Origin of the sequence: Zobellia galactanivorans (assembly GCF_000973105.1) — a bacterium.
Classification (GTDB): Bacteria; Bacteroidota; Bacteroidia; order Flavobacteriales; family Flavobacteriaceae; genus Zobellia; species Zobellia galactanivorans.
Genome location: NC_015844.1, coordinates 2,419,489 through 2,435,708, shown reverse-complemented (window position 1 = coordinate 2,435,708; position 16,220 = coordinate 2,419,489). Strand labels below are relative to the sequence as shown.

At 44.1% G+C, this 16,220-nt stretch carries 7 protein-coding genes; all 7 read right to left on the bottom strand.

The features are described from left to right. Nucleotides 1-78 precede the first annotated feature (78 nt). The 7 genes from ZOBGAL_RS09865 to ZOBGAL_RS09835 all read right to left on the bottom strand — a co-directional run bounded on the left by ZOBGAL_RS09865 (nucleotide 79) and on the right by ZOBGAL_RS09835 (nucleotide 16,190). Nucleotides 79-1,404, bottom strand: coding sequence for a vanadium-dependent haloperoxidase (locus ZOBGAL_RS09865; RefSeq protein WP_013993446.1), 1,326 nt, complete (start codon nucleotides 1,402-1,404; stop codon nucleotides 79-81). Next, complete coding sequence (locus ZOBGAL_RS09860) at nucleotides 1,388-4,897, bottom strand: VCBS repeat-containing protein (RefSeq protein ID WP_013993445.1); 3,510 nt, start codon at nucleotides 4,895-4,897, stop codon at nucleotides 1,388-1,390. Before ZOBGAL_RS09860 ends, ZOBGAL_RS09865 begins: the two co-directional genes overlap by 17 nt. After that, entirely contained in the window at nucleotides 4,894-8,373 is a 3,480-nt protein-coding gene (locus ZOBGAL_RS09855; protein WP_158499726.1) for a VCBS repeat-containing protein, read from the bottom strand. Before ZOBGAL_RS09855 ends, ZOBGAL_RS09860 begins: the two co-directional genes overlap by 4 nt. A 171-nt stretch (nucleotides 8,374-8,544) precedes the next feature. Further along, nucleotides 8,545-10,071 carry a RagB/SusD family nutrient uptake outer membrane protein gene (locus tag ZOBGAL_RS09850; RefSeq protein ID WP_013993443.1) on the bottom strand — a complete coding sequence of 509 codons (1,527 nt, stop codon included), beginning with the start codon at nucleotides 10,069-10,071 and terminating at the stop codon, nucleotides 8,545-8,547. 39 nt (nucleotides 10,072-10,110) lie between these two features. Next, on the bottom strand, nucleotides 10,111-13,206 hold the full coding sequence (locus tag ZOBGAL_RS09845; protein WP_013993442.1) for a SusC/RagA family TonB-linked outer membrane protein: 3,096 nt from the start codon (nucleotides 13,204-13,206) through the stop codon (nucleotides 10,111-10,113). Between the two features lie 378 nt (nucleotides 13,207-13,584). Continuing rightward, nucleotides 13,585-14,598 (bottom strand): GntR family transcriptional regulator, encoded by a 1,014-nt coding sequence (locus ZOBGAL_RS09840; RefSeq protein WP_013993441.1) that lies wholly within the window; start codon nucleotides 14,596-14,598, stop codon nucleotides 13,585-13,587. 335 nt (nucleotides 14,599-14,933) lie between these two features. Continuing rightward, complete coding sequence (locus ZOBGAL_RS09835) at nucleotides 14,934-16,190, bottom strand: NAD(P)/FAD-dependent oxidoreductase (protein ID WP_013993440.1); 1,257 nt, start codon at nucleotides 16,188-16,190, stop codon at nucleotides 14,934-14,936. Nucleotides 16,191-16,220: the final 30 nt, after the last annotated feature.

Below are 16,220 nucleotides of genomic sequence, written 5' to 3'. Positions count from 1 at the left end.
CTCCATTTGTTAACCCAAAGGAGAAATGGGAAGATTTCGATACTAACAACGGGAAATACTATGAAGCCTACGGAAGAATCAATGCTCCTTTCTTAATCGCTCGAGAACCAATCGGCCCACGGCCCTGCCCTGTTTAACGCCCAGTTCAATGGCCGGCCTATAGTGAATCCCCCCGTAAAGCCTGCTGATCGCTGCTTCTTCCGCTGCTTGCCAAAACGACTGAAAGCTTCTTGGAGGAAGGCCGTATGGTACTTCCGTAGCATCTACAAATGCATAATCATCGCCGAATACCCCGGTAAGTACCGTAGCTGCTGCACTTGACGCCACACTATGTCCAGACGTATGCTCAGGAAAAGCCGGCGTTTGCAATATAGGTTCCCAATCTTGGTCAATATAGTTATTGATATAGGTTTCAGGCCGGGTCAAACTGCTTTTATACTTCTGGTCCCAACAACTGATAAAGGCATCGGCCAGGGCCACCCCTAACATCGACATGGTTTCGGCAGCCTTTACCCCGTCGACCTTTTGTTCTTCCAGTATCTGTGCAGCTATATGCATCCAATGGCCCCCAGGGGAAATTTGTTGTTGGAAATACATGACATGCCCCTTGGTGTGCGATATATTCGGGTTACAGTCCCAAAACTTCGCCACCTCCAATTTATCATCATCTAGATTTTCCACCGTTTCATAGACCTCCATGGCTTCCTTATAAAATGGGGAGTCTTCGGCACTGTCAAAAGGCGTGGGCAGTCCTGGATCAAATTGTGCTGCCGAATCAAGCACAAAGGGCCGTAAGGTATTCCAATGCGGTTCAATGGCCTCCATATAGTCCGGTGGCGTAGGCCTCCAACGGCCCGGGTCATCACTGACCGAATATCGGGGCAATGCCGTACGGCGGAGATACCCATCTTTTGCCGCCCAAGCCAAGATTTCGCTTGCCAGGGTCTCCCCTAGATCAATTGAATTCCGATAAACTTCTTGGTCCATACCTATTTCCTTGACCTCCCCGAGCATCTTGTTCTTGATGGCCTCGACCTTGTCCAAATCAAAAACCAAGGATTTTCCCACCTGGGTAAACGCTACAATTGACACTAAGGGATAGTAATAATTCTTGGACGGATCAGGTGTCGATAACTCTTTTAACCCATTCAATCGGGACGACAGGGACAATTTTGTCGAGTCCATAAAGCGTATCCCTTCGTAGGCCGCAATATTGGAATAAGCATAGATCCTACTGGCCACCGGTGGGGTAAAAATATCAGATACGATTACATTGGTGAGTTCCCGGTTGTATCTCGACAAACCGCCTTCAAAATACGTATCTAACCGCTCTTTGTCGTGATTTGTTCCACAGGATACCATAAGCACCGTACATACGATAATAAACCTACTTAATCGCTTCATTTGTATACACTATTTTTGTGTTTCCTTCAGAGTCGGTAATTTCAATTTCTTGTATATTCCGATTCAATAAAATACTTCTTGAACTTTGGGATAAATAACCGGATCCGAGATAAAACTCTTTTCGATATTCCTTTCCGTTTTTCAATCGGACCGTTGCAAACGCCACATCGGCGGTTTGGGTCAATCGTTTTGAACCTGCCTTCGAAGGCCTCGACCCAAATACTTTCAAGGGACCGTTACTTTGGGCAGAGAGCACATACCTACCTTGTTCAGAATCCATAATCGCTAATCCGCTCGCGTCAAAATCGCTTAAAAAGCCACTTTTTTCCAAAGGAATACTTTCAAAAGACTCACCACCCCCCTTGAAAAACGCCCCCAAAAAAGCATCATACCGACCGGTGGCGGCTTCCGTTGCATATGAGTTACCGGTAAACAGTACATCTTCATTTCCGTCCCGATCAAAATCCCCAACTGCGATACCCTCAAGAGGTGCGGTCTGTAAAGTCAAGGGCAATGGCCGCAGTGCAAACTTTCCTCCCCCTATATTTTCAAGATAACTACTAGCAAAATTATAGCTCTTGACCACATAGGCATCTTCAAGTTCTTCGGGCAAAAAAGATTTTTCAAAATTCGTTTCCGCATAAGACCTATAAGTCTTAAACCTGCTCCGCATCGCATTGACCTGTCCAATGATTTCATCCCGAGAATGGGCCAAATGGTTTTCGCCTTCTATGTAATAACACATTATAGGGTCTACACGGCCATCTTTGTCGTAGTCTTTGGCATAGATGCACAGCGGCTCTTCCTCAGTGGCGGTATATTTACTGTTCAGACCAAGGTTCCCTAAAATATAATCGGTATCGCCATCTTGATCAAAATCACCTCCATTGATACCGTTCCACCATCCTTCGGTTTTTGTTAGACCCGTCGTTTCCTTTTGTAAGACCAGCTTTCCATTCTCATTATGGAATACGACAATAGGCATAAATTCACCCACCGCAATAAGGTCGACCCATCCATCATTGTCATAATCGGTCCACAATCCGGAAGTAACCATGGTGAGTTCGTTCCACCCCTCAATCTGTTCACTTACATCAATGAACTTAGCTTCCCCACTTTCGCCTGAACGATTCTCAAGCAAGTAACTATGGGCGGGCATCGGATATTTGCCCGGGTCAACCCTACCTCCCACAAACAAATCAAGATCTCCATCTTTATCATAATCATTCGCAACCACGCAAGAACCACTCGTCCTGATTTCGGGCAAGGCATCGGACCGTTTAAAATTACCCTTGCCGTCATTCAAATAAAGCCGGTCTTGATATATCTCGGAATCAGCAGATACAACTACACCCCCACTGACCACATAGAGATCCTTATATCCATCGCCATTGGCATCAAAAAACAAGGCGCCCATATCTTCAAACATAGCCTCAAAGCCCATACCCGACCTAAAAGTACCATCCTCATTTTGATGAAATACTTTTCCCGATTGGCCCGAAGCCCCTCCTACGAAAAAATCTTCCAAACCATCACCATCTATATCAGCGACCGCAACCCCGGGTCCGTTTCGGGAATGCATGTGTGGTAAAATCGGCTGCAACTTAAAATCCACAACATCATCTTCATGATGTTCAAAGCTTACGCCCAGACTATCCGTTGCATCGATAAAAAATGTTTTTTGGGACATCTCTTCTTGAACTATGTTTTTAGAGGCATTCGATTGTTGCAAGCTCAGAGTCGTATCAACGGCTTGAGCGGTTAAGGCCTGATAACTCCCATCGGGCCACCATACTTCGACACTTTTTACCTCTAGTGCCTTGCCCAAACCGAAATGCACTACGGGATCAACACTGGATTCGTATCCCCGACTCAAGTAATGTTGATAGAACTGTTCCGAGTCTTCGGTAGTAACCTTCAATTTTGCACCTATCCCCTGAAGATTTCCCGGACTCCCTTTAAGTTGAATACGCAGGTAATGATTCCTTTCCTCAGGTATCCCAACATTTTCATAGACAAAAGCAGGTTGGTCCATATTGTTGACCAAAAGATCTAGGTCTCCATCGTTATCCAAATCTGCGTAAGCCGCACCATGTGAACAACTACTTTTATCAACGCCCCAAACATCGGAGACCTTTTCAAAGGTCATATCTCCCTTGTTCCTATAGGCATAATTCGGAAGATCGGCCATGGGCAGTTCACTAATCGATTTCAGTTTTTGTCGAATCTTGGTATCGACATCCCCTACCGGGGTATCATAGGTCTTTTGATAATGAATATAATCCAAGTCGCCCAAATCCCTTAAAAAGCCGTTGGTAACGTATAGATCTTTACGACCATCGTTATCATAATCGGCCAAGAGCGGGCTCCAACTCCAATCAGTACTACTGATCCCGGCCAGAAAGCCGATTTCACTAAACTTGCCCTGGCCTTGGTTCAACTGTAAGGTATTGCGACTATACTGAGCATTATAACCCGCTTCCAACATGATTTGAAAACGATCATAACCCGTTGATGAAATGATCATTTTTTGTCTCTCATTATCTTCGGGACGCATGTCCAACACCAGAATATCAGGTTCCCCGTTATTATCGATATCGGCTACATCATTGCCCATACCTGCGTAAGAAGTATGCTTTATCTGTTCGGAAATCCGGTCTTTGAACGTACCGTCCTTTTGGTTGATATAAAGAATGTCATTACCGATAAAATCGTTGGAGACATACATATCGGGCCAGCCGTCGCCATTTATATCGGAAACCCCTACGCCAAGGCCATAACCCTCTAACAAAATACCGGCTTCCCGAGAAACATCCTCAAACCTACCGTTCCCCATATTTTTGTACAAACGGTCATTACTCACGGATTGTCCATCGACCTCCCTTGGTTTGCTCACATTTACGTTATATTCGTAAGCGGCAGGGTTGACCAAGAGGTACATGTCTAGGTCACCATCTTTATCATAATCAAAAAAAGCCGAATGCATACTTTGTCGTGTATCGGCCAGTCCGTATTCTTCTGCCCTTTCGGTAAAAGTCATATCGCCATTGTTGATATACAACATATTGGCCCTCTGCGCTACTTCGGCACTTCCCGACACGCAGATATAGATATCCAAAAATCCATCTTGGTTCACATCTACCATACTTACGCCCGTGCCCCAGCGGGAGTTCAACAGACCTGCAGACTCGGTAATATCTTCGAATTCCATATTACCCTTGTTGCGATATAATCTTCCAGAAACCATGTTCCCACTAAAATACACGTCGGTAAGACCATCGTTATCGATATCGCCAACGGCCACGCCGGCACCGGTGTATACATTCATGAATTCGAACACATTGATACTATCGTTTTCCGTAATGGTGTTCTGAAAATCGATTCCCGTCTTGGAAGCATCCAACAAACGGAAACGATGGGTTTTGTTCTCGCCACAACCCGTTAAAAGAAGGAAAAGGCCCCACACCAGCACAAACCGATTCATTTTCTTCATAGCGTATCCAAAATTTCGGTTTCCCTTCCGTTTCCATCCATAATTTTAACCGAGACGGCCGCTTCCGGAATAGCAATATTGCGACTCGTACTTGAAAGGTAACCGCCACCATAATGGATTTCCACTTTTTGCTTATCCCCATTTTCAAAAGTCATCAAGGCATATACGTCATTAGGCTTTGGGATATACATTCTATTTTTCATGGGACGATAAAAAGTTTTCAAACCCTCGTTGTTCCGCCCTACGACAACCAGTTCTTTCCCAGCGGCATTCAAACCCACCAGACTTTTTGCATCGCCTTCTACGAAAAATCCGCTTTGTGAAACATCCGCCAAGCCAAAACTTCCCGAGCCGTCCCCCAAAAACAACCAACCAATAGAAGCATCGTACCTACCAGAAAACACCTCGCCACCGTAAAAATTACCCACGGCGAGCACATCAAGATTCCGGTCACCATTGTAGTCTCCGACCATCATACCGTACATCGGGGCAATCTGGGCCGGTCTTGACAACTCTGAAAGTCTAAATTTTCCACTACCCAGATTCTCAAGATACGAATTGGCAAAGGTCTCACTTTTCACCACATGGGCATTTTCTATTTCTTCCTTCAAAAACGATTCCTCAAAAGTAGCCTCGGCATAATCTGAAAACGTTCTAAAACGCGAACGCATGGCATTGATCTGATCGATCAGGTCGTTGCGCGAGTGGGCCACGTAATTCTTACCATCTACATAATGACACATAACGGGATCAATTTGACCATTCTTGTCATAATCACTTGCGTAAATGCACAAGGGCTCTTTTGCACTTGCCTTGAACTTAGAATTGAGGCCAAGGTTGCCCAATATATAATCCGTATCCCCATCATTATCGAAATCACCCGAAACGATGCTATTCCACCAACCATGCGTGTGCGAAAGGCCGGTTTGTTCAGTAATCTCGGAAAATTGGCCTTTGTCGTTCCTAAAGAACCGAATAGCCATAAATTCACCCGTTACGATCAAATCTGGCCAATTGTCGTTGTTGAAATCTGTCCAGAGGGCGGAGGTAACCATTCCCAAGTCCTTAAAAACACCGCTAATAGACTGAGTGTCTTTCGTAAACTTTAGCTTACCGGGAACACTATTGTTTTGTAAAAGAAAGCTTTCAGGTGCCATTGGATATTCGCCCGGCCTTACCCGCCCACCGATGAAAAGGTCTAGATCGCCATCTTTGTCGTAATCTGCGGCCGCGGCCACCGACCCACTAACCGGCATATTCGGTAGTGCCCCTCTTTTAGTAAAGTTCCCACTGCCGTCATTCTCGTAGAGGCGATCTTGATAAGCCTTATCGCCCACCGGGAAGGAAGACCCTCCGCTCACTACGTATAAATCTTGGTCCCCGTCATTATCCACATCGAAAAACAGGGCGCCCATATCTTCATGTTCCGTTTCCTCAAATTCATAGGAGGTAAAGGAGCCCTTTTCCTGTAGCATCAATACTCCGGCCTGCCCCCTAGCCCCGCCCATATAGAGGTCCTCCAAGCCGTCGCCATTACTATCGGCCACGGCCAATCCGGGTCCGTTTCTAGAGTGCATATGGGGCAATAACGCCTGAACCTTAAAGTCTACAAAATCGTTTTCGACATGTAAGCGATCAAGACCGATGCTATCGACAGACCGGAACCATGTACCCGATGCAGGAACCCGTGAATTTGGTTTTGTTTCTTCTGCATCTTCATAGGCCAATACCAGCTCTTGATTTGTTGAAATATTTTCAAGTTTTTGCATCTTGCCATCGGGCCAAATCACCTTTACACTGTCCAATGTTTTCAATTGTCCCACCCCAAAATGCAATGCTTGTTCTACGGTCGACAAATATCCGCGATAAGGGGTGAAATACTTTTTCTGTATACTATCATCATAAAAAACCTCCACTTGGCTACCTAAAGCCTGTTTGTTCTTTTGAGGGCCTTTGAACTTAAACCTGATATACCTATTCATTTCCGAAGAAATCGTATTTTCATATAATCCGGCCGGATCGTCAATATTGTTTATGACCAAATCCAAATCACCGTCATTGTCTAAATCGGCATAAGCCATACCGTTGGAATAGGTAGGCGAATCAAAACCGACCTCTTCCGATTGGTCTTCAAAGCTTAAGTTTCCCGTATTTTTAAAAAAGTAGTTCGTTTCTTTTATCCCGGGCAGTTTGTTCAGCTCTTCAATGCGCTTTTTTCTATTGGCCTCTTCGGTTCCCATGGTAAGTACCCTGTCTCCGTAGACCATAAAATCAAGATTGGTGATGTCTTGCCGGTAGCCGTTGGTAATACAAAGGTCGTTAAGTCCGTCTTGATCAAAGTCGGCGAACAAGGCGCTCCAGCTCCATTCCGTAGCATCGATTCCCGCCAGTTGCCCGACTTCACTAAACGAACCGTTGCCGTTGTTGAGCTGCAAGGTGTTTCTGATGTATTGTGGTTGATACCCATAATCAAGCCTAGTCCTAAACTGATCATAATTATTGCCCATCATGGTCAATTTCCAACGCTTATTATCGGGAGGAAGCATATCGAGAACCACTACATCCATATTACCATCATTATCGATGTCGGCAATATCATTGCCCATACCATTAAATGTAAGATGTTTGAAATAAGAGGCTATCTCATTTTTGAAGCTTCCGTCCTTCTGGTTGATATAAAGCAAATCGTCGGTAAGAAAATCGTTGGACACGTATACATCGGGCCAACCGTCTTCATTGATATCGCAGACCTCAACACCAAGACCGTAGCCCCCAATTAAGATACCCGATTCCAAGGAAACATCGGTAAACACCGGTTTCCCTTCAGTTTTTTTACCACTATCGTTTCTATAGAGTTTGTCTACCGAAGGAACTTTATCGGCCTTATCCTTAGGTCTTGCCGTATTTCTATTGAAATCGACCAGTGCGTTGTTCAATAGATACATATCCAAGTCGCCATCACCATCATAATCGAAAAAAACCGACTGCACGGAATAACTCGTGTCTGCCAAGCCCCATTTTTGGGCTTCCTCGGTAAAAAACAGTTTGCCATTTTCCATACCATTGTTAACGAACAACAAGTTGGCCATATCTTCATCTTTCGCGCCCCGCGGCCCCGCCCTACATACATAAATATCAGGATAGCCATCTTGGTTGATATCAACTATGGCCACACCGTTCGACCAGTTTGCAGAACCTACGTTAGCGGCCTCGGTAATATCTTCGAACTTAAAACCGCCCAGATTACGGTACAGTCGATTACTGACCATATTGCCGGTAAAATATATATCTTGTAGCCCATCTAAATCAAAATCGGCTATCGCCACCCCGGCCCCATTGTACATGTACTCAAAATCGAGTATGGTAAGGGAATCGCGTAATTGCAGCCTATTTTCGAATGTCAGCCCTGATTCGGATGCCGCTATCGACCTGAACAAGGCATCCTTTTTTGCATCAGCACATGATATAAGAACCAATGCTGCAAACGTAAAGAGAACACGACAGAACAACCTTATTTTAGACCCGACCAACATGAAAGAAATTAAAAAATGCCTATGAATAGAAAGGAACCCAATCTAGGAGTTACTCAGAATTGGATTCCTTTCAGTAAAATTAATTTTTTTTAGGGACTCCCCTAGAAAGACTGATTAATATCCTGGATTCTGTTTTAGCAATCCTTTTGAACGGTCTATCTCTGTTAGCGGAAAAGGAAGCACATTGAACTTATCATCCCATGCGGCACCAAAAATATCGGCTCCGATACCCCATCTGGCTATATCGAAATACCTGTGCGGCTCCAAGGCCAACTCAACTCGTTTTTCCTGCATTAGCGCACCCATAGGATCTAAACCGCGATCAACAGGACCTAAACCTGCCCGCTCTCGGATGTCATCGATCTCATCGAAGGCCAGACCAACATCGCCTCCGCCCTGTATCAAAGCTTCAGCATAGAGCAATTTTAGCTCTGCAAACCTGAACCATCTTTCATTGTTAAAGTCGGCCGCACCATTCGGAGACCTATTGGCCCCAACTGCATTTTCCTTTCCTAAATACTTTTTGGCGCTAAGACCATTTGAAGACCATTCAGGATCATATGGTTCGGTAACTACTGAATTTGCTGACCAAACATAATAATCTTCACCTTCTTGGTAGATGGTAGTTTCCAACCTAGAGTCTCCCGCCTCATAAGCGTTCAGAAGGTCTTCAGAAGGTATAAACCAGCCTCTTTTCCCTCCAGGTGCCCCATTTGCAGCCCCCCAATGATAGCTTCGGGTCGTACCTTGCGAAGCCTTGAAATTTTCAGAGTGGGTATCATCGAACACCCAAATATTATCATCGGAAAATGGTCCGCCGAACTGAATTTCAAAAATAGATTCCGCGTTGTTTTCAAACAAGTGGCTAAAATTATTGCTATACTCCGGCATTAACATATAAGGCCCCCTAAGAACCACATCTTCCAAAGCAGTAATGGCCGCAGGCCAATCTTCTTTCCAAACATTGACCTTGCCTATATACGATTTGGCGGCCCAAGAAGTAGCCCTTCCCGTATTGGAACCATCCCATTCCTCTGGAAGACCGGCGGCGGCATCAGCCAAATCCGATAATATCGAAGCATACAATTCTTCTTGAGTTGCGTTAGGAAGTGCCAGATCATTAAGATCGGTCTTAACTTCTATGGCCAATGGCGGTGTACCGAACATTTTCAAGGCCTGAAAGTGAAACCATCCCCTTAAGAATTTGGCCTCGGCCCCAATAATGGTTTTATCTTCTTCCGACAACTCGTTCTCTCCCTCTAAGTTTTCCAGAACTAGGTTAGCCCTATAGATTCCTTCGTAGATTTGGGTGTAGGCAGCTCCATAAGGAACATCACTAGATCGAATCAGAAGTTTATCGATGTCTTGTGACACTGCGTCACCCACTTCGGTATCGGCCTCCGCATCATCGCTAATGACTACGGAAATTTTCCAATACTCTCCGTTCTCCCCCAAGGTTTCTGCGCTGATACCCCATAAATCCTGAATAGAAGAATAGGAAGCGAAAATAGCCCCATCAAAGTCTCCCCGCGTTTTATAAAAAGTATCCGCGGTAACCCTATCCAAAGGCAAAAGATCCAGTTCTTTCTCTCCACACGAAAGTGCGAAGAGCACACTGGCAAGTATTATATATTTTTTCATGATAGCTATATTTTATATTAAGTGAACTAAAGTATGATTCTAATTAAATGTAACGGACCAACCCAATTGTACAATTCTCGGCAATGGAGAAGCGCCTCCGTCTTGACCGCTAGCCAATGTAAAATCACCTTTTTGAAAACTTTGGGTACGCCCCACCTCGGGATCAAAACCTGAATATTTGGTAAAAGTGGCCAAATTTTGCACCCCTACATAAAATCGCATTCTAGAAACAAAGTCACCTGTCCAGCCTTTCAACTTTTCCGCAGGAAGGCTATACCCAAACTGTATGTTCTGAATACGTAGGTAACCGGCGTCTTCAACCCAACGGTCAGAAAAACGGTTGTTACCATTGGGATCGTTTCTTACCAACCTTGGATGAGAGCTTGAGTTGGTAGTCCCTTCTCCCGTCCATCGATCGAGCACCTGCGTACTAAAATTATTTGCCCCATCCAAGCTTTCCAAGCTTGTACGTGCTTGGTTATACACCTGCTGGTCACCGACACCCCTGAAGTTAACAGAAAAATCAAAGCCATGATATTCGCCCTGAAAATTAAACCCATAGAAAAACCCGGGGAAAGGGCTACCCAAATAGGTTCTGTCGTTTGAATCTACCTTGCCATCACCATTGACATCTACAAAACGAATGTCTCCAGGAGATGGGGTGCCGTTGGCATCTGGCAACGCGGCCGCAACCTCAGCATCATTTTGATAAAGACCATCGGTCTTATAGCCGTAAAAATGTCCTAGGCTCTCCCCAACAATAGTACGGTGTGTATCAGGACCTCCTAGACCAGTAATGATCTGATCGATTTCCCCTAAATCCGTAACCTCGTTCTTAACCGTGGTAATATTGGCCCCGATGTTGAAACTAAAATCCCCTATTTCATCGCCGTAATTCACGGAGAATTCCACACCGGAGTTCTTGATCTCACCAACGTTCGCATCTACAGGCAAGAAGAAGCCTGATACGTACGGTACCGGAAGCCCCAACAAAACATCACTCGTTACCTTACTGTAGTAATCAGCGGTCATATTCAGCTTTCCGCCCATAAACGCCCCATCGATACCTACATCCAATTGCGTACTCGTTTCCCATTTAAGGTCCCTATTCGCAAAATTCGTGGGTGCAGGTGCGATCTTCGTATCTTGACTATCCCCTACCACGTATCTAATATTATTGTTCAACGCCAGTAGGTATGCAAAGTTCAACCCTGTAAACTGGTTACCGGATTGCCCCCAACCTACACGAACCTTTAAATCATCTACAAAACCTTCCTGCGGAAAGAATTCTTCTTGAGAGATTCTCCAACCAGCGGAAACCGATGGAAAATAATCATCTCTATTACCTTGGGCAAACCTTGAAGTTGCATCCCTACGAACGTTGAAGGTCGCTAAATATTTCCCCTGAAAATTATAGCTCAAACGACCTAACCATCCTTGCAAAACCCAATTATCGGCTTCATTGGCACCAGAAACCGTAGATCCCGTACCAGCAAAATTCTGGTTAAAAAGATCACGCCCCTGAAGTCTCACCTTATCAAATCGAAACTCGGTTTGCTCAAACCCGAAAAGGGCCGAAATATTATGATCGCTGCCAAAGGTCTTATCGTAAGACAAGGTTGTAGAAGGCGTAAGCGTCAATTCAACAGGACGCGATGACACCAATAGCGATTGTCTTGGATTGTTCCCTGCATAATCCGTGGCGGCCTGGTAATATTCACCACGTCCCACGTTATAATCCAAACCTAATGAAGCGCGCAATTTCAAGCCTTCAAGAATGGAAAGTTCCCCATAGAAATTACCTAGGACCTTTCGGTTTCGGATCGTGGTACTGTTAAGCCTAGTATCATTTCTCATGACATAGTTAGCTCCGGTTCCATCACCACTAGTTTCCGGATTTTCTAGGTTATAACCAAAAGGACCATCTCCGTAAATTTTATAATAAGGGGCGTTCAAGGCCGAATTGAACCCTGAAAAGAAGGCCCCCTCACTTTGTACCAAACGATCCGTTTGACTTATTAACAAAGATTGTCCGAAACGCAATCTTTTCCCCACTTTAATATCGGAGTTCGCTTTAAACGAATATCTTTCGAATCCTTGAGCCAACTCGATACCGTCTTGATTCAAATAACCTCCCGATATCAAATAGTTGGCATTTTCACTACCCCCGCTTACCGTAACGTTATGGTTTTGAACAAAACCTGTTTTGAATATGGCATCTTGCCAATCAACAAATCCAGCGCCACTAAACTCGGATACATCACGCCCCAATTGACCCTGAATATCGATGTATTGCTCCACATCCAAAACATCGTAACGATCTCTTATCTGACTAAAGGAGGTATAGCCGTCATAATTAACCTTGGCATCACCGGCCTTACCTCTTTTGGTCGTTACTATAATAACCCCATTTGCCGCCCTAGCACCATAAATGGCCGCCGAAGCCGCATCTTTCAAAACGTCAATGGACTCAATATCACTCGGGTTTATACCTGCAAGCGGATTAGAGTCTGTAGTAGAAGAGGTATTAACGGTAATGTTACTGGTCTGAACGATGGGCACACCATCGATCACCCATAAGGGATCGTTTACCCCTGGGGTACCTATACCGCGAATACGCACATTGATAGGAGCACCAGGATCCCCACTCCTATTGGTAATATTCACCCCCGACAGTGTTCCTGCAAGCACTTGATCCGGACTGGTAATCGGCTTAGATACGATTTCCGCACTGCTAAGTGACCCTACAGCACCGGTAAGATCGGCCTTTCGTTGTGTACCATATCCTACAACAACCACCTCACTGAGGGTTTGTGCATCTTCAGACATAACAACATTAATTGTGGTTTGACCAGCAATAGTCACTTCTTGCTTGGAATAGCCCACATAGGAAAAAACCAGGGTAGAGCCACCATCGGGCACCTCTATACTGTAATTTCCATCAAAATCGGAGACACTTCCTACAGTGGTTCCCTTTACCAAGACGTTTACACCGGGCAATACACCCTGCTCGTCAGAGGTAGTACCTGAAATTGTAGTTTGTGCGCACAACGATGTCACACTGAAGAAAAACAAGGCCACGAGCACGAAACCATGTGATCGAACCCTGTTTAATCTCTTAAAGTTCTGGTTCATAATGAGTAGTTTAAGTTAGTAATTAATTGAGTTAGTAATTTTTCCTTTATCCTTTGTTACTTTAAATATGTTAATAAACACCAAAAAGCCTTTCGACCATATTATCACACAATCACCCTTAAATGACAATATATACCAATTTAACCCCTTTATTTTTAATAAAGCAAAAATTTATAGGATTTGATGTTCAAAAGTTTAACAAAATAAACATAATCTATGCTACTTTATGCTACTGTCACAAAAATAAGTATTTTTTAAATACCAAAAACAAAAAAAACCGCTAAAATTGAGAAATACTCAATCTAGCGGGGAAAAATTATTAAATCGGAAATAAATCGGCCTTGGCTATATCAAACCGAAACCACTAATCAAATGAAGTTATAAGGATTTACGCTTAAAGAGTTTTGATGTGACCATGACCTGCGAGACCATATTGTTTTTTATATGCTGCGCGGCCATTGTAGCCATATCCTTAAAATCCGTAGAAATGGTGGTAATTCCTCCAAAAGCGATTTCTTTGACCACATGGTCATTATGTGACAAGATACCGATATCTTCACCGATAGCCATATTGGAATTATGGCAATCGCGAACAAGCTCCCATAAGGAAGTATCACTTACACAAAAGTACAAAGTTCCTTTTTCAAGACTGCCCGCCTCATAGTCTTCCTCAACCACTCCATTGATCCCGTATTCGGAAACAAACCTTTGAAACGCCTTGAAAATACCATCGGGATAATCCCTGTCATTGGCAAAAAAGAGAACGAAGCGCTTATATTTTTTAATCTTAGGAAGCAGCTCTACCAACTTACTTAGGGTATTCTCTTCAAACTCTTGGGAGATGTACGAATACTGTTCGGGCATTGGAAAATATCGGTCAACGATCAATAACTTCTGGGGGTCTATGCTTTCAAGCAACGGCCGTATGCTTAAATCAGGCATAGGGGCCACTACGTACATACCGTACTTTCCTTTTATATTATTGAATATGGTTTCAAAAACCGATACGTTGTTATGATGAAAAAAGACATCGATCTGGTACCGCTTGCCCAATTCCTTCCTGAAGGCATTATAGAATTCCTCTTGAAAACGTTGAAACGAAAACAACAAGAGGGCGATTCTCAGCGTCACCTTGGTCTCGTCACTGATAATAAAGTACCCCTTTAACTTTTTTGACTCTACGAGCCCCCTTTCCTTTAGCTCTTCGTAAGCTTTTACGATGGTTTTTCTGGCGTAGCCCACATCACCCACCATTTTATTGATCGATGGCAGTTTATCTCCGACCGAAAGTTCGCCGGTATTTAAAGCCTCCAAAACGCCTTGTACAAGCTGTTCGTGCTTGGTGAGGGTATTCACTTCTTTTAGTCGATGGATTATGTGGAGTAATGACATTTATATGATTCAGTAATTAAAACTAATTTGTAAGTTTAATAATACAAATTTTACACGAATATACGCCTAAAACAAAATTTATCACGTACAAAAACAAAAATATTGACCTAGGGATATTACTATGAAAAAAATCCAATTCCAAAAACATAAGTGCCATGACAAACCTTTCCCGTATTATACCAACCGCCTGAACAATGGGGCCTCCTTACAAACGGGCGCCTGCAAAACAAACCACTTCCGCCACAGAGCTACCACCCCCTTATTTTAAGTTATTTTTGATTAGATTCCAAAACTTTTGAATTATTACACAAGAAAGTAACAAGCCACAATGGTATCTAACTATGCTCTTCACTGGTCTGCTCCTCCATCTTCGCTATATGGGCCACCGTCTTGACCAATCGGTTATGGTTTTTCACGAACGGATTGCTCTTATCCCAAACATATCCGGCCAGTACTGCACAAATCTGTTCTTTTATGGTTTCATTCTCTTTATTGTGAAAGAATATGGTCTGAAGGTTTCCGGTATACCATTCCGCCACATAGGTCGAAAAGACATCTACCCCTTCCAGCATATAGTCGGTATATTCCGTTTGCCAATCCACTTCTTCCCCCTTAATCGACCTCGCTATTAACTGTCCCGCCAGATGGGCCGACTCAACGGCAAAGGTCACCCCGGAAGAAAATACGGGATCTAAGAATTCGGCACTGTTACCAGTAAGCACAAATCCATTTCCGTAAAGTTGTTTTACCGACTTCGCTATGTTCCTTATCATTCGAGGCTCAAATGTGTAGTCCACTCCATCGAACCGATCGAAATAATAGCTCGACAGCTTCATCATTTGTTGAAGTTTTTCGGTATTGCTTCCTTCCAACGACTCCAGATGTTCCGATTTCCCGACAAAACCGATACTCGTATATCCGTTAGAAAACGGAATGACCCACAACCAGGTATGGGTATCGATGACATCAAAAGTAATCATGGTTCCCTCCCTACCTTCAGGGCGGTTAACATCTTTTACGTGGGTAAATATGGAGGAATGTTGTGGTATTTTGGAAGGCTTCTCCAAATCTAACAACCGTGGCAAAACCCTACCGAAACCACTGGAATCAACAATAAACTTGGCCTGAACGCTAGATTCGTTTCCATCGATGTCCTTGACCGTGGTCACCGATGATCCGTCTTCAGCGAAACTAACCGTTGTCACCTCGTGTTCAAAAGCAATATCAACACCCCAAGACTGCAACTCATCGGTCAGGGCCTTATCAAAATCGGCCCGGGGCACCTGCCATGTCCAATCCCAGCCGTCCCCATGCTTTTTACTAAAGTCAAAATTACAGACCACCCCTTTATTGTTTATAAATCGGGCACCGTCCTTTACCTCAAAATTCATGGCCTTTAGACAATCCAACAGGCCCACGGCCTCAAAATGATCCATACAACGCGGAATCAAACTCTCCCCTATGACAAAACGAGGGAATCTACCCTTCTCCACGACCTTCACATTTAACCCCTGTTTATGGAGGTATGCGGCAGCCACCGAACCCGACGGTCCCGCCCCAATTATCAAAACATCAACCTTTTCCTGTTGCATATGCATCACTTTTATATGAGGCTCCTATGG